This window comes from Candidatus Cloacimonadota bacterium, from assembly GCA_011372345.1.
In the GTDB taxonomy this organism is placed as follows: domain Bacteria; phylum Cloacimonadota; class Cloacimonadia; order Cloacimonadales; family TCS61; genus DRTC01.
This window is the reverse complement of the sequence record DRTC01000574.1, coordinates 1-17,845: the sequence shown is the minus strand read 5'-3', so window position 1 is coordinate 17,845 and position 17,845 is coordinate 1. Positions and strand designations below refer to the sequence as shown.

General features: G+C 36.7%; 15 protein-coding genes and 3 pseudogenes. All 18 read left to right on the top strand.

Annotated features, from left to right (window positions below; all coding sequences use genetic code 11):
• Positions 1–110: 110 nt before the first annotated feature.
• A complete protein-coding gene (locus ENL20_11030) occupies positions 111–254 on the top strand; it encodes a DUF3368 domain-containing protein (protein ID HHE39084.1) in 144 nt (47 codons plus the stop codon).
• Positions 255–449: 195 nt separating this feature from the next.
• Positions 450–1,022 carry an NTPase gene (locus ENL20_11025; GenBank protein ID HHE39083.1) on the top strand — a complete coding sequence of 191 codons (573 nt, stop codon included), beginning with the start codon at positions 450–452 and terminating at the stop codon, positions 1,020–1,022.
• Entirely contained in the window at positions 1,019–2,089 is a 1,071-nt protein-coding gene (locus ENL20_11020) for a hypothetical protein (GenBank protein HHE39082.1), read from the top strand. Before ENL20_11025 ends, ENL20_11020 begins: the two co-directional genes overlap by 4 nt.
• A gap of 301 nt (positions 2,090–2,390) precedes the next feature.
• Complete coding sequence (locus ENL20_11015; protein HHE39081.1) at positions 2,391–2,750, top strand: peroxiredoxin; 360 nt, start codon at positions 2,391–2,393, stop codon at positions 2,748–2,750.
• A gap of 21 nt (positions 2,751–2,771) precedes the next feature.
• Positions 2,772–2,996: a sulfurtransferase TusA family protein gene (locus ENL20_11010; protein ID HHE39080.1), complete on the top strand. Its 225-nt coding sequence runs from the start codon at positions 2,772–2,774 to the stop codon at positions 2,994–2,996.
• Positions 2,997–3,272: 276 nt separating this feature from the next.
• Positions 3,273–3,701: pseudogene (locus tag ENL20_11005) on the top strand (hydrogenase iron-sulfur subunit).
• A 100-nt stretch (positions 3,702–3,801) separates the two neighbouring features.
• Positions 3,802–5,091 (top strand): CoB--CoM heterodisulfide reductase iron-sulfur subunit A family protein, encoded by a 1,290-nt coding sequence (locus ENL20_11000; protein ID HHE39079.1) that lies wholly within the window; start codon positions 3,802–3,804, stop codon positions 5,089–5,091.
• A 15-nt stretch (positions 5,092–5,106) separates the two neighbouring features.
• Positions 5,107–6,795 carry a CoB--CoM heterodisulfide reductase iron-sulfur subunit A family protein gene (locus ENL20_10995; GenBank protein ID HHE39078.1) on the top strand — a complete coding sequence of 563 codons (1,689 nt, stop codon included), beginning with the start codon at positions 5,107–5,109 and terminating at the stop codon, positions 6,793–6,795.
• Positions 6,796–6,984: 189 nt separating this feature from the next.
• The gene (locus ENL20_10990; protein HHE39077.1) at positions 6,985–8,121 is read left to right on the top strand and encodes a hypothetical protein; all 1,137 of its coding nucleotides are present in this window, start codon (positions 6,985–6,987) and stop codon (positions 8,119–8,121) included.
• Positions 8,118–9,212 (top strand): coenzyme F420 hydrogenase, encoded by a 1,095-nt coding sequence (locus tag ENL20_10985; GenBank protein HHE39076.1) that lies wholly within the window; start codon positions 8,118–8,120, stop codon positions 9,210–9,212. Before ENL20_10990 ends, ENL20_10985 begins: the two co-directional genes overlap by 4 nt.
• A 167-nt stretch (positions 9,213–9,379) precedes the next feature.
• A pseudogene (locus ENL20_10980) lies at positions 9,380–9,805 on the top strand (hydrogenase iron-sulfur subunit).
• A 192-nt stretch (positions 9,806–9,997) separates the two neighbouring features.
• Positions 9,998–13,051, top strand: coding sequence for a CoB--CoM heterodisulfide reductase iron-sulfur subunit A family protein (locus tag ENL20_10975; GenBank protein HHE39075.1), 3,054 nt, complete (start codon positions 9,998–10,000; stop codon positions 13,049–13,051).
• A gap of 210 nt (positions 13,052–13,261) precedes the next feature.
• Positions 13,262–13,684, top strand: a pseudogene (locus tag ENL20_10970) (hydrogenase iron-sulfur subunit).
• Positions 13,684–14,649, top strand: coding sequence for a 4Fe-4S dicluster domain-containing protein (locus ENL20_10965; protein ID HHE39074.1), 966 nt, complete (start codon positions 13,684–13,686; stop codon positions 14,647–14,649). The pseudogene ENL20_10970 and the gene ENL20_10965 overlap by 1 nt, the downstream one beginning before the upstream one ends.
• A gap of 391 nt (positions 14,650–15,040) precedes the next feature.
• Positions 15,041–16,072, top strand: a complete 1,032-nt coding sequence (locus ENL20_10960) for a 4Fe-4S dicluster domain-containing protein (protein HHE39073.1) — start codon at positions 15,041–15,043, stop codon at positions 16,070–16,072.
• A gap of 159 nt (positions 16,073–16,231) precedes the next feature.
• Positions 16,232–17,056: a heterodisulfide reductase subunit F gene (locus tag ENL20_10955; GenBank protein HHE39072.1), complete on the top strand. Its 825-nt coding sequence runs from the start codon at positions 16,232–16,234 to the stop codon at positions 17,054–17,056.
• 62 nt (positions 17,057–17,118) lie between these two features.
• The gene (locus ENL20_10950; GenBank protein HHE39071.1) at positions 17,119–17,589 is read left to right on the top strand and encodes a heterodisulfide reductase; all 471 of its coding nucleotides are present in this window, start codon (positions 17,119–17,121) and stop codon (positions 17,587–17,589) included.
• A gap of 146 nt (positions 17,590–17,735) precedes the next feature.
• On the top strand, positions 17,736–17,845 hold a 110-nt coding region (locus tag ENL20_10945), incomplete at its 3' end, for a hypothetical protein (protein ID HHE39070.1).

Genomic DNA, 17,845 nt, shown 5'->3' with positions numbered 1-17,845 from the left:
CAATCTACTCCTCTAACTTAATGTGAAGCAAGAGATTGCTTCGTTTGTAACAGCAAGAAGAAAAACTCGCAAAGACATGTTTTTTGAATTCTGCTGAAAAACACTCAGTTATGCAGAACTCATCAAAAGAAAAAGGAATAATCATCTCCCTGCAACCTGTCATAGATAAACTGATAAAAAACGGATTTTATGTCGATGAAAAATTGTATGAGTTTATTTTGGAAATTGCTGAGAAGAATGTTTTAAATCGATAGATAATTTTTTCAAACTGGAAACTACTGAAGTGGTTGAGGTTTTGTGTGTCGCAGGATTCCCACAACTGAAGTTGTGGGTTTCTAACTCAAAATATAGCAAGTAATTAGCCCACAACTTCAGTTGTGGGAATGTAAATCTCAAACAAGATAAGAACCATTTCAATGGTTTATACAAAAAAGTAAAAGAGATAAACAATGCCCAACAACATCCTGATTTCAGGTTATCCCGGAGTTGGAAAAACAACTCTGATCAAAAAGATCATTGAAAATTTGAATTGTAAAATCGATGGTTTTTTCACGGAAGAAAAAAAAGAAGCAGGGAAGAGGACAGGATTTTTCATCACTGATTTTCACGGGAATCGGGAAATCCTGGCACATCTCGATTTGAAATCTCCATATCAAGTCGGTTATTATGGAGTTAATGTCAAAGCTTTTGAAATAATCGGGATTCCGGCTTTAACAAGAGCTTTGGAAAATGCTGATCTGATCGTAATAGATGAGATCGGGAAAATGGAGATGTTCAGCGAGAAATTTTGTGAGATATTGGACAATGTTTTTGATTCCGTAAAACCGGTTATAGCTACGATCAAAGCAAAAGATTGTAAATTAACAGCAAATTTGAAATCTCGTGAGGATGTGCAGCTTTTCCATCTTACCAGAAAAAATCGAAATGAAATGGTAGATAATATCCAAAAAGAAATCGAATTTCTCTTTCAAGTAATCCCAAACCTTCAAGGTTTGGCAAACCTTGAAGGTTTTACTAAATGAAAAAAATATTCATCATATTTATATTAACCTTTTTAACCTCGATCTTATTCCCAAAGACTTATGAACAGGTTTATACATACCGGGCAATCGAAGCCGACAGCAGATTATCAGCAAGAACGATTACATATCGGAATGTCGGGAAATTGTTGCTGGATGAAATTATCTCTGAACTTGAACCGGAGATCAATCTAAAAAAATATTCTCGTGAACAGATCAGGGCATTTACTTCTGATTTTATTGATCCTATTGAAATAATCGAAGAAGATTGGAATGGTGAGTCTTATTATTTAAAAGCTCAAACAGAATTGGATATCTTTGATCTTAAAAATGAATTTTATAATCTATCAAAAAAAAATCTTCAGCAATTGAAGGATGTTCAAGAAAAGAAAGAAAGATGTTTTCAGGAAATTGAAAAAATCCGGGAAAAATTTGTTCATTCCAAACCAGAAGAAGAAATTTTCAAATTAAGTGAAATCTATAAAGAGACCATTTCCAAAAATATTTATGAGTTTATTCCCTACATCGAAGGAAATGGAGAAGCTGCTGTTCAGATCGAACAAACAGACAGCATCAATTTTTTTCGGAAAAAAGTTTTCCTCATTGCTTTTTGTAAAAGTCTCCTCGATATTATGCAGAAAGTTAATATTCCTCTTTATGAGAGCGGTGTTTATAAATTTTTAACAGAACAGGAAATCGAAAAAAATCCGATGTTATACCAGACTGTGGTTACGAAATATTACGGAAATATTAAAGGTTTTGAGATCGGTTCATATCTTGTTAATGAGATGGTCGAAGATAATGAGAGCAATTCACGACAAGATTATTCTGCAGCTTTTATGCAAATGGAATATAAAAAATCAGTTTTTGTGGTCCGTTTATCAGAAGATGAGGGTGATGAATTATTGTATCCGGTTTTATTTATTGATTTTCCTGCTATCGAGAGGATCATTAATGTCGGTGAGGGTCATATTATTATTGATATTGGCGGATTGAAGATCAGGAGAATTTTTTTTCAAAAAGAAAAGAATTTATTAAAATGTTCGTTATCTAGTTTTATCAAAAATTAATTTTTCGTGTAAATTTTACTTTCAATTTATGACTTGCTTTTTTTGAAGAACAAAGATTAGTAAATTGATTAAAAACATAATTTGAAACAGGAAACGGGAATTTATAAAATTTAAATACAAAAATAAAAAAATCTCTGTGATCTCTGAATCTGTAGCTGACTTATAAATTCCAATACAGTAAATTAACTATTTGAGATTTACCAATATCTAAAAATAATTAAATCAAAATATATAGTAACATTTTTCTTGACACAAAAAGACTCCATTTTTTGAAAGTGTCCAATAATTAAGGAGGAATTCTATGGGAAAAGTTGCTATGACACTAAATGGTTCTGAAGCAAAAAACATTTATCCGGCTATAACAATTGCAGTATCAGCATTAGCCAGTGGAGATGAAGTACTTATTTTTGTTCTGCCAAGCGGATTACCGGTTTTTGTGGGTGATAAGATCGCAGAACTTAACAAAGCTGTACCGGAATTACCTGATCTTGAAGAAATGTTTGAAAGCTATCAGGCACTTGGCGGACGCATTCTTGTCTGTGAATTAGGATTTGAGGTTCACGGTTTAAAAGAAGAAGATCTAATTGAAGGTTGTGAAGTAGTTGGAGCTACTACATTTGTTTCTGAAGCGCAAGGTGCACAATTAACATTATCATTCTAATAAATAAAATAGGAGGAAATAATGGCTGTAAAAAATCTTGATTGTTTAGGACTTAAATGCCCTCAACCAATTCTTAAGGTTGTGGCAATGGTACCTACAATGGAAGCTGGAGATATCCTGGAAATAAAGGCAGATTGCCCTTCATTCCCGGTTGATATTAAAGCCTGGTGCGGTAGAACAGGAAAAACATTATTATTCTGCATGGATGACGGAACAGGAAAACATAGCGCTCAGATCCAGTTTTAATTTTATAAGGAGTATTCTATATAATACGAATGCTCCTTTTTTTCTATTTAAAAAAAAATGCGAAAAGAGTTGCATTTCTCATTTTGCAGAATTTGAAAAATAAATAGAGTTAATCCGTAAATTCATCTCCATTCCCTCTTTGACAAAGAGAGGGGAGAATGGAATAGCGTATTTGCTTTATCCATCGATGTTTCCTCTCTTTGTCAAAGAGGGATTAGGAGAGTTTGTTATAGAAAAAACATACTTTATAGATAGACTCTAAATTAATGAGGATAAATGGAAAAAACTGATTTTAAACCTCAAATAGTAGCATTCCTTTGCAATTGGTGTACTTATGCTGCGGCGGATCAAGCCGGAGCTTCTAAAACCGAGATATCTTCATCGATAAATGTGGTGCGTGTTATGTGTTCCAGTAGAGTAGATCATAATTTATTATTAACTACATACTTCAATGGAGCAGATGGCATTCTGGTTGCCGGCTGACATCCCGGAGATTGTCATTACCAGGTAGGTAATTATTATGCCCGCAGAAGATATGCTTTATTAAAAAAAGTATTTGAAGTCCTTAATATCGATCCCGAAAGAATTCAATTGTCTTGGATTTCTGCATCTGAAGGGAAAAGATATACAGAAATAGCCAACGATTTTTCAGAAAAAATTAAAAGAATAGGTCCCAATCCAATTAAAAAAGATACTCATATATAAATTTGAAATATTATAAAATAATGTTTATTTTCGTAAGACAAGTTGCTAACTTATCCAGGATATTAACCGGCAAGTTGTTTTACGAAAAAAGGAAATATGAATGAAAGCCTTTGAAAATGTTTTAGTAATCGGTTCCGGAATAGCCGGAATGGATGCCTGTCTAATGCTTTCCAAAGCTGGGAAAAAAGTCTATCTTGTAGAGAAGTTACCTATTACCGGCGGAAAGGTTATAAAAGATGAAGAGTCCTTTCCTAACCTTGATTGCGCAACCTGTCTCGTAGCTCCTATCCAGCAGGAAATCTTGCAGGATCCTAATATTGAAGTACTGACTTTGAGCAGTGTTGAGAAAGTAACTGGTGAACCTGGAAATTTAACGGTAACGATCAACAAAAAAGCTCGTTATGTCAGTCTGGAAGCGTGTCTTGGCTGCGGAATGTGTTATCCAGTTTGTCCGGTTGTTTTAAAGAACGAATGGGAAGAGAACCTGATGGACAAGAAAGCGATTTATGTTCCCTGTTCCGGTTCGTTGCCGAATGTTCCTCGTATCGATCCGACTCATTGCCTGCAATTATCGGGAAAAGAAAATTGTTCCAAATGTGTGGAAGCCTGTATGTTCGCTGCGATCGACCTGACCCAGAAAGATGAGAAAATGGAAGTAAAAGTTGGGGGAATAATTGTGGCTACAGGTTTTGATACATATGATGTCAGCGGAATGCAGAATTTAGGTTATGGGAAATATCCCGGAGTTTATACTGCTTTCGAGTTTGAACGACTTTTTGCTTCCAATGGTCCGACTGAAGGAAAACTTGTTTTAAGAGATTCGGAGAAAGCTCCTGATTCTGTTGCTATCATTCATTGTGTAGGCAGAGAAAAAGTTGGATATTGCTCGAATGTCTGCTGTATGTCTTCTTCCAAGCATGCTCATTTTATAAAACATAAACTTCCCGAAGCAAAGGTTTATAATTTTTATTCTGATATTTGTGTGATCGATAAGACTTACCAGAAGTTTTATGCAGATGTGAAATCTCATTCTTCCGAATTTGTTTTTTTGGCAGACAGGGAAAAAATGAATATCAAAGAAACGAACGGGAAGTTAAAAATTTCATATATAAATAATAAAAATAAAGAAGATGCTTTAGTTGTTGATATGGTGATTCTGGAGAGTGCGATTACTCCTTCAGATGGGGTGGAGGAACTTGCCAAATCACTGGGAATAGATCGTGATCCCTATGGATTTATTGCAGCTCAGTCTTTCCGGTTAGGGTCAGTGGCAACTTCCAGACCGGGAATTTATGTTGCCGGTTGTGCGGAAGGTCCGAAAGATATTCAGAATTCCGTTATCCAGTCGGAAGCTGCTGTTGCCGGTATTCTTTCGCTGTCCGGAAGATAAAATTTAGGTGGATTTATGAATGAAAAAATCGGAATTTATGTTTGTGAATGCGGTCCGAATATCGCTGATCGTGTTCATATAGATACTATCATCGAGGAAATTTCCAAACTTGAGGATTATAAGGATAAAGAATTAGTCGTTAAAAAACATAAACTTTTATGCTCGAATGAAGGTAAGCAATTTCTCGAAGATGAAATTAATGAAAATAAATTAACTCATCTGGTATGTGCTGCCTGTTCTCCCCGCGATCATGATTCGACCTTTATCGGAGTTTGCAAGAAAACTCATCTCAATCCTTATATGTATAAGATCGTGAATATTCGGGAACAATGTGCCTGGATCATTCCGGATAAAGAAGAAGCGACTCGCAAGGCAATTCAATATATTCATGCTGGGATGGATCGAGTTTTATACCAGGATCCGCTTTTTGAAAAGCAGTTGGACAGCACTCCTGATGTTCTCATTATCGGTGGTGGAATTGCCGGATTGGAAGCAGCTCTTACTCTGGCAAGTAATGATAGAAAGGTTTTCCTCATTGAAAAAACAAATGATCTCGGCGGAATAACTGCACATTTAAAAGAGATCATGCCAAGACAGGGAATCAGTTTGAATATTCTGCACCAGAAAATCGCAGAAGTTAATGAGAACGAAAATATCAAAGTGATGACAAATACGGTTTTGGACAAGATCGTCGGTTTTATGGGGAATTTTGAGATTGAGCTGAAAGACACAAACGATAAGAGCGACTCGATTGAATTATTAGTGGGAGCTGTAGTGGTTGCTAACGGATCTGGAATTTTTAATTCTAAAAGCCTGAAAGAATTTAATTATCAAAGCGATGATGATGTTTTAATTTCCTCCGAATTGGAAGTAATGTTATCCAGAGAAGGAAAAATTGCTTTGAAATCCGGGAAACAACCTGCATCTGTTGGTCTCATTCATTGTGTCGGCAGGAAGGAAGTTGGATATTGCAGTAAAGTTTGCTGTAATTATATGCTGAAAATTTCTCATTACCTGAAAGAACAATCATCAAAAATAAAAATAACACATTATATAAAAGACTTGTGTCTTCCTAATAAGGAAGACCAGCAATATTATGAAAAGATCAAAGAGAGTGGTGTCGATTTTGTACGAATTACAGACATTGCTTTGAAGGGAACAATCCTTGATTTTACTGAAATTAGTGGTGAGAAGAAACAGGGAAAACATGATCTGGTAGTTCTTGCTCCGGCAATGATCCCAAGTGCTGATGCGAAAGACCTTTCCGAGCTTCTTAGTATCGACCTGCATGAAACCGGATTTTTCCAGGAAGCACATTTGAAGATCAATCCTGTTTCCACTAATTCCGATGGAATTTTCATCATCGGTTCTGCGCGTGGACCATGCAGCATTACCGATGCCATTATGCAGGCAAAAGCTGCTGCCGGGAAAATATTCACGCAGTTGATCCCGGGACAGAAAATAATTCCGGAAGTGATGGTTTCGGAGATTTTAGAAGCATATTGCACCGGATGTCAGACCTGTCTGCAAGTTTGCGGATACGGAGCCATCTATTTTGATGAAGATAAAGGAATATCTGTTGTTAATGAAGCGATCTGTCGTGGTTGCGGAAATTGCGTTGGCAGTTGTCCTTCCGGTTCTATCAGGACAAGACATTTTACTAATCCGCAGCTTTATCAGGAAGTTAAAGAAGCAGTCAGGTAAAATTCCAAATGACAAATAATAAATATCAAATAAATAACAATAACCAAAATTACAAATTCAAAACGGAACAAAGCATCGGTTCGTTTGTTATTTTGATATTTGTAATTTATTTGTCTTTTGGGATTTGTAGTTTGAGATTTATTTGTTTTTTATGATTTGTTATTTGTAATTTTAAGAAGAGGAGAATTAATGACGGAAGTTTCTAATAAAGATGGATTATCAATTCGCAACCAAATCAGGGATTTCTTTAAACAAGCAGTTGAGAAAGGTATTTTCGATGCAGTTTTAATGCCGATGCTTGTTCCGGCAAAAGATTCTTATGCCTGGATTTTGAGCAAAGATAAAAATCTGTTCGAGGACTTTAATCCGCTTGCTCCGATCATGCCGGTAAATGCTGCCAAAGCTCTGAAAAGATATACTCGTAAAGGAAAAGGAAAATTTAAGATAGCAGTCTTAATGCGACCTTGTGAAATTCGAGCAACTATTGAATTATCCAAATTGAAGCAGATCAATTTAGCTGATATTATTCTCTTAAGTTATGATTGTCCCGGAGCTCTTCCCATGCAGGATTATATTTCCGATCCGGAAAAAGGGGAGCAGGTTTTCAATAAAATTCTAAATGAAAAAGATTGGAATTCAAAGGATATTAAACCTGTTTGCCAGATCTGTGATAAATTCTCAAATTCTGCAAGTGACATTCATTTTGGATTTGATGATGGGAAAATATTATTTATATCCAACAATGAAAAAGGCTCTGAAATTTTAAAAAATCTCGAAATAGAACGATCTGAAAATCTTAATAAATGGGAAAAAAATATTGCAGTTGTTAAGAAACAAAGAGAAAAGAATAAAACCGAATCTTATCGAACAATCAGTTCCATGGTTGATGGTTTTTCAAATTTGAAAGAAACATTTGCAAATTGCATTGGTTGTCATAATTGCCAGAGTTCATGCCCGATCTGTTATTGCCGTCAGTGTTATTTCGATACTTCTGTTTCCAAACCGAATTCCGATTTAATATTGATCAGAGCAGAGAACAAAGGAGGATTGGCATTTCCTCTCGATAGATTGATGTTCCATACCGGCAGAATGTCTCACATGAGTCTTTCCTGTGTTTCATGTGGTTTATGTTCCGATGCATGTCCCGTGAATATTCCTGTTTCCAAGATTTTCAGTTATGTTGCTTCTAAAACTCAGAAGACTTTTGATTATATTGCTGGTGAAAACATCGGTGATGCACTTCCAATGCGGGATTATAAATTGGATGAACTGGGAGAACTGGGTAAACTTGTGAAAAGTGCTGAACCGGGAGGAGAGACATCATGAACAAATTATTAACGATCAATAAAGAACCTGAAATAGCCCTCAAAGAATTTTTACATTTCCTCCTGGAAAAAAAGAAAGTTAGTGGGATATTTTCATTAAGGAAGATCAATGATAAAGGCTCAGTAGATTACGGCTTGATAACGGATCAGGAAAATCTCGATGAAATTGCTCCTTTAATGCCTTTAATGCCGGCAAATGCAGGACAAATCCTCTCTCGCTTCACTCCTCTCGAAAAACCAATCGCAGTTGTGACCAAACCCTGTGAATTCAGGGCATTTATCGAACTTGCGAAAAGAGAGCAGGGAACACTTGACAATTTCCTGCTGATCTCATCTTCCTGCAGCGGTGTTTTCCCGATAAAAATGAATGCTTCAGGAGAAATCGAAAAACATCTTCCGGATTATTGGGAAGCTGCAAAAAAAAGTGAAATTCATCCTGAAATAAGACCGACCTGCAAAGCTTGTGAACATTTTGCTCCCGAGAATTCCGATATTCTGATCTCGCTCGTGGGAGAAGATCAGAAAACTTGTAAAATGTATCTTCATTCGGAAAAAGCTGTGAAATTTGCAGAAGGTTTTGATGCACAAGTTTCTGATGAAAAATTTGATCTTTCCAAACTTGATCCGCTACTAAAAAAACGAAAATTAGAAAAGGAAAATCTTTTTTCTCAAATAGATAATTCTCAAACAAAACTCGATGGTCTGATCGATATTTTCGGGAAATGTATCGGATGTCACGGCTGTAACAGCGTTTGCCCGATCTGTTACTGCACGCTTTGCGATTTTGATTCTTTTAATTTTGATTATAACACTCCGATTTTGGAAAGAGAATTGGAACAGAAAGGTGCGATCAGACTTCCACCGGATACTCTTTTTTTCCATCTTGGGAGACTTTCCCATATGAGTTTTTCCTGTGTTGCCTGCGGTCAATGTTCCGATGTTTGTCCTGCTGATATTCCGGTAGCTGCTGTTTTCAAGAAAACAGGAGAACAGGTTGCAGGTTTATTTGATTTTGTGCCAGGAAGGAATGTGGAAGAAGAAATTCCGGTCATGATCTATAAAGAAGAAGAATTTGAGGAATTGGGGAAATGAAGATGAAATTCAAAATAACAAAATTCAAATAAATAACAATGATCAAAATATCAAATTCAAAACAAATCGAAGCATCGGTTCGTTTGTTATTTTGATATTTGTATTTGGAATTTATTTATTTTTTGGGATTTGTTGTTTGTGATTTTTAAGGATAAAGGAAATAATTTATGAAAAAGGACTTCTCACCAAAAATCGTCAGTTTTTTATGTAAATGGTGTTCCTATACTGGAGCAGATCTGGCCGGGATCAACAGGATGCAATATCCGACTGCGATCCTTCCCATCAAAGTTATGTGTTCCAGCAGGATCGACCCTGTATTTTTGATCAAATCTTATTTGCGCGGAGCAGACGGTGTTCTGGTCGGTGGTTGACATCCCGGAGATTGTCATTACCAGGTTGGTAATTATCATACTCGCAGAAGAATGGCGATCGTCAAAAAAGTCTTTGAATCGTTGAATCTTGATGATGGAAGATTTAGGTTGACCTGGATTTCTGCTTCCGAAGGACAGAAATTTGCTCAAGTCTCAACCGAATTTACAGAAATGATTCAAAGTAAAGGTGAAAATCCAACAAAAAAGAGGATTTTTTTGTAAGGTTGAGGAGACCTTGCGAATGGTCGAGGTAAAATCTTGAAATTCTTTCAAATAAACAATCAAGATTATGAGACCTTCGCAATGGTTAAAATCGGTTCAACTGATTCAACTATTTCAACCATTCCGAAGGTCAAGCAAGGAGAATTTCTCTGGCAGAAACCATTCGGAAGGTCAGATAATAAAGGATAATTTATGAGTTTAAAAAGCAGATCAGTAATGGTCGTGGGAGCAGGAATAGCTGGAATCCAGGCTTCTCTCGATCTGGCAGAGATGGGTTTAAATGTTCATCTGATCGAAGAATCTTCTACTATTGGCGGGAGAATGCCGCAACTTGATAAAACTTTTCCGACGAATGACTGCTCCATGTGTATCCTCGCTCCTAAAATGAGCGAATGTGCCCGTCATCCCAATATCAAGATCCATATTAAATCAACAGTAAATTCGGTTATGGGAAATCCCGGAGATTTTACGGTCGAAGTTATTGAACATGCGAAGTATGTTGATCCTGAAAAATGTGTTGCGTGCGGGCTTTGTGAAGAGAAATGTCCGATCAAACTCAATGATGAATTCGATATGGATCTCCGTAAACGAGGAGCTATATCCCGTTATTTCCTGCAGAGCATTCCTTCCGAATATACGATCGATAAAAATCACTGTCTTTTCCTGACCAAAGGTGTTTGCCGGATTTGTGAAAAAGTCTGTCCGGCAGGTGCGATTAATTTTGCTGATAAAGATAAAAACCTGAAGATCAAAGTTGGGGCTGTTATTCTTGCTTCCGGGATCGACGCTTATAATCCGATCCATATCGGTCAGTTTGGATATAAACGCTATAAAAATGTTGTTACTTCTCTTGAATTCGAACGGATGCTTTCTGCTTCCGGTCCTTTTATGGGTCATGTCAAAAGAGCTTCTGACGATAAAGAACCGAAAAGTATTGCTTTCATCCAATGTGTTGGTTCCAGGGATGAAAGTATCGATCATGACTATTGTTCGTCTGCTTGCTGTATGTTCGCCATCAAAGAAGCGATAATCTGCAAAGAACATCTGAAAGGACTGCAACCTTCTGTTTTCTATATGGATATCCGGGCTTTTGGAAAAGATTTTGATAAATATTATGAGAAAGCAAAATCTCAATACGGGATCAAATTCATTAAATCAAAAGTATCGGAAATTAATGAGTTACAAAATGGGAATCTGAATTTAAGGTATGTTCTGGAAAACGGTAAACTTCAATTTGCAGAATTTGATATGGTTGTCCTTTCTGTTGGATTACAACCGAGAAAAAATTCATGGGAACTTGCTGAACGACTCGATATTAAAGTGAATGAATACGGTTTTTGCCGTTCAGATGCTTTTACTCCTCTCCGGACTTCAAAGGAAGGAATTTATGTTTGCGGGGCTATGAACGCTCCCAAAGATATTCCGGAATCTGTTATATCAGCATCCGGAGCCGTTGCTGAAGCAGTTAAATATTTAAGGCTGGAAAGGCAGGAAATTACCGAGAAAAAGGATGCTGTTCCGGAAAAAGATGTAATTGGAGAAAGACCTCGTATCGGAACTTTTATCTGTCATTGCGGGATCAACATTGCCGGAGTTGTGGATGTCAAAGATGTGGCTGAATATGCTAAAGGTCTTCCCAATGTCGAACATTCAGAAGATTTGATGTATGCCTGCTCCCAAGATTGTATGAATACGATCAAAGAGAGAATAAAAGAACATAACTTGAATCGGGTAGTAGTTGCTGCCTGCACACCCAGAACTCATGAGCCGCTTTTCCGGGAAACGATCAGTGAAGCGGGCTTGAATCCTTATCTTTTTGAAATGGCAAATATTCGCGATCAATGTTCATGGGCACACATGAACGAACCGGAACTGGCAACTGCAAAATCCAAAGATCTGGTGAATATGGGAGTTGGAAAAGCTCGCAATCTTACACCTTTAAAAAGACTTCCCATCTCGATAAATCCCAAAGCCCTCGTGATTGGAGCAGGACTTTCCGGAATGACTGCTGCTCAATCTCTGGCAACTGCCGGTCATGAAGTATATCTTGTTGAGAGAGAAGAAGAACTTGGTGGAAATCTCAGAAATATTTATTTTAATTTTGGCAAAGATCCGCAAAAATTACTGCAAGACTTTATCGAAAATGTTTCTAAAAACAAATTGATCCATGTCTTTAAAAATTCCGATATTCAAAAAATAGATGGCTATGTCGGAAATTTTAAAACTACAATTAAAAATAAGACAACTAAAAAAGAACAAGATTTTGAACACGGAGTTGTAGTCATTACTACAGGAGCCGAAGAACATAAGACAAAGGAATATCAATATGGAAAATCAGGAAGGATCATAACCCAGGTTGAGTTTGAGGAAATCCTTCATAAAAAGGAATTTCCGGAAGGGAAACCGAAGAATGTAGTGATCATTCAATGTGTCGGTTCTCGTGAGCAGGATCGCATGTATTGCAGCCGAATTTGCTGCACCAAAGCGATTAAAAATGCTCTTACTCTTAAGCAATTAGTCCCTGCTGTAAACATTTACATAATTTACAGAGATATAAGAACTTATGGTTTTAGAGAAAAATACTATTCCCAAATTCGTGATCAGGGAGCTATGTTTATAAATTATACTCCGGAAAGTAAACCGGAAGTTAAACTTATTGATAAAGTCGATCCAAACAGCAGGCTTAAAGTTAATGTGTTCGATCCGATCATTGACAATGAAGTAGAAATTGAAGCTGACCTTTTAGTTCTATCAACAGCAGTAGATGCACGCCCGGAAAATATCGATTTAGCACGAATGCTGAAAGTTCCTTTGAATGCTGACGGAATGTTTCTGGAAGCTCATGTCAAACTTCGTCCTGTCGATTTTGCCACGGATGGAGTTTTTGTCGCGGGACTTGCCCATAGTCCAAAAGATATGGATGAAAGCATGATGCAAGCCAAAGCTGCTGCCAGTCGAGCATTAACCTTCTTGAACAAAACGGAGATTCTCGCGGAAGGTACGATTACCGAAGTTAATGAAAATCGATGTACTGGTTGCGGTTATTGTGAAGAAATTTGTGCTTTTAATGCTATCGAAGTAGATTTGGAAAAGGAAATTGCGGTTGTAAACGAAGCTTTGTGCAAAGGTTGCGGAGCTTGTGTTGCTGCTTGCAGGTGTAGTGCTTTGGATTTAAGAGGATTCAGCAATGAGCAGCTTTTCTCTACTTTTGAAGCTTTGGATCTGGTCGATGTTTTGGGAAAATAAAAGCAGCGAACAAAACGAACAAGACGAACAGAATAAAATAATTATTTCTGAAAATAGGCAAGATTTATGTTATAAAAGCATGGTAAATTTTAATTGAGAATTGAGGAAGTTTATATTTGTTCATAAATAATAAAAGGCGATGAATAAAATTTTAAAACAAAAAGTTCGTTTTGTTAGTTTTGTTCGTTGCTAAAAAAATTCGGAGAAAATATGAAAGATTGGCAGCCTAAAATTCTGGCTCTTTTATGTAACTGGTGTTCTTATGCAGGTGCGGATCTGGCAGGAGTTTCCCGCATCCAGTATCCGCCCAATGTTCGGGTCGTCCGGATTCCTTGTTCGGGAAGAGTCGATCCATTATTCATCATGAAAACTCTTCAAAGCGGATTCGACGGTCTTCTCGTTTCCGGCTGACATCCCGGAGATTGTCATTACCTGTCAGGTAATTTTATCGCTCGTAGGCGTTATGCTACGATAAAACCTTTATTGGAGTATATTGGGATAGAACCGGAAAGAGTTCAATTCTCCTGGATTTCTGCCGGGGAAGGTGAACGATTTGCCGATGTAGTCACGAAAATTTCTAATGAAGTTAAAAAAATTGGTCCTGCCAAACGACTTGTCAAAGGAGCAAAATAATGCTGCCGGAATTAAGAGATAAGGTAAAAAAACTTCTTCAAGAAAAAAAAGTTGATTTAGTGATCGGATGGCAAAAAGGTTCATTACCATTGACTTCCACACCTCTATTTATGAAAACCGAAGATGATGTCGATAAATTGATCTTTGATCATACCTGTAGAAATAATTTATCGGTTTATCTAACCAAAGACAAACGGAAATTAAGAAAAGAATTCAAGAAGATCGGGATCATAGTTAAAGGTTGTGATGCCAGATCAATTGTCCTATATACGGTTGAAAAACAGGTAAAAAGAGAGAACATCTTTATTATTGGAGTTCCCTGTCAGGGAATTATCGAGAAGAAAAAAATAAAACATCAGGTTGATGATCAGGAAGTTTTAGAAACGAAAATTATTGATGATAACATTTTATTGAAAGGTCGCAATTTTGAAAAATCTGTTCCTTTAAAAGAAATTCTTTGTGATTCCTGCCTTTCCTGTAAATATCCCGATGCTCCCGTGTATGACTTGTTTATCGGAAAAGCCAGGAAAGAAGTAAATGTAAAAAATGAATATCAAGATGTGATCGATTTTGAAAAAAGATCAGCTGATGAGAGATGGAATTATATCACTGAAGAATATTCCAAATGCATCAGGTGTTATGCCTGTCGAAATGTTTGTCCCTCCTGCTATTGCAATGAATGTTTCGTTGATAATAATGATCCGCAATGGATCGGGAAAACTCCGGAAGTTACGGATTCTATCATTTTCCATCTGATCAGGAACTTACATGTTGCCGGCAGGTGTGTCGATTGCGGAGCTTGTGTTTCTGCCTGCCCGGTTGATCTTAATCTGCGCATTTTAAATAAAAAAGTGGAAAAAGAGATAAAAGACAGGTTTGATTTTACTGCCGGTCTCGACATCAATGAAAAACCGGCAATGGCGACTTATTGTGAAAATGAAAAGCAGGATTTTATTCAGGGATAAATTAAGCAAGACTTGAGTTGTAACGACCGCAGGGAGTGCGACTTAAGAATTGCGACATTTGAGATTGTTCTCGAGTCCGATTTCTTGCTGTCCATTACTCACAAATCTGGAAGTTGTTTCCAGTAAAGGACTTAATGAATAGAAGAATATCTATGAAATTAAAGTGTTTCCCTACCTGAAGTTGGGGGTTATAGATTGTGATATTTAATGATCAATAACCCACTCCTTTAGGTGTGGAAATCGAGATACAATAAAGATGTGTATAATGGACAGATCTTCTCAGAATAGGTTTGAGGTGAGGTTTAGATTGTTCTCAACTCGCACTTCGTAGCAAGTCGAGTCCGATTTTTTCCTCTCCTTTTAGAAGAGGATTGGGATAGGGTAAAAAAATATGATAAAAATAAAAAAAAGTAACTTTGAGAATTTTATTAAATATCTAAAAAAAGATTTCTGTGTATATGCTCCGGTAAAAGTAAGTAAGAAATATGCCTTTAAAAAGATCGATTCAATCGAGGAAATCGAGAACGATTTATTGAATGTTGATAAATCTCCTAAAGAAATCTTCTTTCCGCAAGCAGAAGTTCTTTTCCAATATACAGAAGAAGGTATGAAAGTTCCTGAAAGGAAAGAAAAACCTTATGCTATCTGGGGAATGAGAAACTGTGATACAAAGAGTTTTCTGATGCTCGATAAAGTTTTTGGGAATGCTCATCAGATTCCTGATAAAGACATGTATAAAGATCCATACTGGATTGAAAAATATAATACTTCCGTAGTTTTTAATATTGCCTGCAACGAGCCTGCTTCAACTTGTTTCTGTAACTGGTTTAATGGTGGTCCTTTCGAGAAAAAAGGTTCAGATGTTTTCGTTGTCGATACAAAGGATTTTTATTTTATGGAAGCTGTCAGCGAAAAAGGGAAGAAAGTTTTAGATAAATATGATAAAACTGAAGAAGCTTCTGCAAAGGAGCTTGCGGAAATATCCAAAATGCAGGCAAAAGCAGAATCTTATCTTTCAGAAAAAATTGATATTTCCAACCTGTTTGATAAACTTTCCAAAATCTGGGATGAACCGATCTGGGAAGAAATCAGTGAAAAGTGTGTAAATTGCGGAGCGTGTGCTTTTGTCTGTCCAACCTGTCACTGTTTTGATGTTACGGATGAAGGGAAAAATGAGAAGGGGAAAAGGATTCGTCTCTGGGATTCATGTATGTTCACATTGTTCACAAAAGAAGCTTCCGGTCATAATCCGAGAGCGATGTCAGTTCAGCGTTTTCGTCAGAGAGTGATGCATAAATATAATTATTTTATGGATAATTATGAGGAGCATCTCTGCACAGGCTGCGGAAGATGTGTACTCGTTTGCCCGGTAAATGTCGATATTCGGGAAGTTATAAAAAAAATTCTGGAATATAAATTATGATAATTATCAGTTTGGCAGCAGACTCATATTTTTATCATCGTTCCCAAAGTCCTCTTTGGGAACACAAAACATTACTAATCAGGGGATTAGTAACAATGAAAAAGCATTACCAATCAGGGGATTGGTAACGATGGATTATAAAATTTAAAGGAAATTCAGATGGAAAATACTTATATTCCCTTTCCCATGAAAGTTGAAAAAATTATTGATGAGAATCCCGATAGATCACTCAAGACTTTCGATCTTTCTTATGTGAATAATGCAGATAAATTTGATTACCTTCCGGGACAGTTCTGTGAATTTTCCATATTAGGAAAAGGTGAATCGCCCTTTGGAATAGCATCTTCTCCAACAGAAAAAGATATATTGAAATTTACCGTGAACAGAACCGGTTCCGTTACCAATGAAATCCATTATTTAAGAATAGGTGATATTGTCGGTATTCGCGGACCTTTGGGAAACTGGTATCCGGTAGAGAAATTCAAAGGTGGAAATATCGTCATTATCGGTGGTGGATTCGCTTTCACGACCTTAAGGTCTCTTTTAATATATCTTCTCGAAAATCGTGATGATTACGGAGAAATAACTGTCATATACGGAGCCAGAAATCCGGATTTGTTGATCTATAAAGAAGAACTGAAAATATGGGATAAAAGAGATGATCTGACCTTACATCTGACGATTGATACTCCGGTTGACAACTGGAAAGGACATTGCGGATTTGTCCCGACCATAACCAAAGAAGTTGCTCCTGATCCGACATCGTGGGCTGTTGTCTGCGGACCTCCGATCATGATCAAATTCACTCTTCCTGTATTAAAAGAAATCGGATTCCCGGATAAAAAGATTTATACTTCGCTGGAAAGAAGGATGAAATGTGGAATAGGTAAATGCGGAAGGTGTGGTATTGGATCGAAATATGTTTGTATCGATGGTCCTGTTTTTTCTTATGAAGAATTAAAAAATATCCCGGAAGCGTTTTAGAATTGAATATTGCAAATTGAATATTTTTTTCGTGAAATTTGTGGATAATTAAGGAGTTATTTATGGATAAAATTATTTTAAATGAAATGGACGCTAATTTTAAAAACGAAATTGCATCTCAACCCGGAGCGGAACATTTTCAAAGATGTTTCACCTGTGGAACCTGCACAGCCTCCTGTCCGGTGGCAGAAGTTAATGAAGAATACGATCCGAGAAGGATCATCAGGATGTGCATTCTGGGAATGAAAAAGGAAGTTCTGTCTTCAGATCTTTTATGGATGTGTTCAAGGTGTTATACTTGTTATGCTCTATGTCCGCAGGGAGTTAAATTTACTGATGTGATCGAAGTGCTTCGAGATATGGCAATGAAAGAAGGATATGTAACCAAAGATAGATACAAGGAATCTCGTGAACTCGATAAATTTATTCAGGAATTAAGATGTGAAATGATAAATCAGAAGATCCATCCTGATGATAAAAAAGATAAAAAAGTGAAAGAAATGGTAGAAAAAGAATTAAAAATAAAATGGTGAAAGATGGAATACGGATAACACGGATTAGACTGATGATCACGGATAAAAATTAATAACGGAAAAAGAAAAATTATTTTCTCTGTGTTCTCTGTGTCTCTGTGGCAAAAATAAACTAAAATGTAATAAAAAAAACGAAGGAGGAAAAAATGCAAGTAGATCAAACATTGGATTGTAAAGGACTTAGTTGTCCGATGCCGATTATCAAATTGGCAAAAGCAGTTAAGAAAATGAACAGCGGTGAAGTTCTGGAAATGAT

Bases quoted from the DNA above. Each gene is read 5' to 3' on its own strand.
- ENL20_10950 (HHE39071.1), top strand. From the start codon at position 17,119: ATGGATAAAATTATTTTAAATGAAATGGACGCTAATTTTAAAAACGAA.
- ENL20_11025 (HHE39083.1), top strand. From the start codon at position 450: ATGCCCAACAACATCCTGATTTCAGGTTATCCCGGAGTTGGAAAAACA.
- ENL20_11030 (HHE39084.1), top strand. From the start codon at position 111: ATGCAGAACTCATCAAAAGAAAAAGGAATAATCATCTCCCTGCAACCT.
- ENL20_10965 (HHE39074.1), top strand. From the start codon at position 13,684: ATGCTGCCGGAATTAAGAGATAAGGTAAAAAAACTTCTTCAAGAAAAA.
- ENL20_10985 (HHE39076.1), top strand. From the start codon at position 8,118: ATGAACAAATTATTAACGATCAATAAAGAACCTGAAATAGCCCTCAAA.
- ENL20_11000 (HHE39079.1), top strand. From the start codon at position 3,802: ATGAAAGCCTTTGAAAATGTTTTAGTAATCGGTTCCGGAATAGCCGGA.
- ENL20_10960 (HHE39073.1), top strand. From the start codon at position 15,041: ATGATAAAAATAAAAAAAAGTAACTTTGAGAATTTTATTAAATATCTA.
- ENL20_10975 (HHE39075.1), top strand. From the start codon at position 9,998: ATGAGTTTAAAAAGCAGATCAGTAATGGTCGTGGGAGCAGGAATAGCT.
- ENL20_11010 (HHE39080.1), top strand. From the start codon at position 2,772: ATGGCTGTAAAAAATCTTGATTGTTTAGGACTTAAATGCCCTCAACCA.
- ENL20_10955 (HHE39072.1), top strand. From the start codon at position 16,232: ATGGAAAATACTTATATTCCCTTTCCCATGAAAGTTGAAAAAATTATT.
- ENL20_10995 (HHE39078.1), top strand. From the start codon at position 5,107: ATGAATGAAAAAATCGGAATTTATGTTTGTGAATGCGGTCCGAATATC.
- ENL20_10990 (HHE39077.1), top strand. From the start codon at position 6,985: ATGACGGAAGTTTCTAATAAAGATGGATTATCAATTCGCAACCAAATC.
- ENL20_11015 (HHE39081.1), top strand. From the start codon at position 2,391: ATGGGAAAAGTTGCTATGACACTAAATGGTTCTGAAGCAAAAAACATT.
- ENL20_11020 (HHE39082.1), top strand. From the start codon at position 1,019: ATGAAAAAAATATTCATCATATTTATATTAACCTTTTTAACCTCGATC.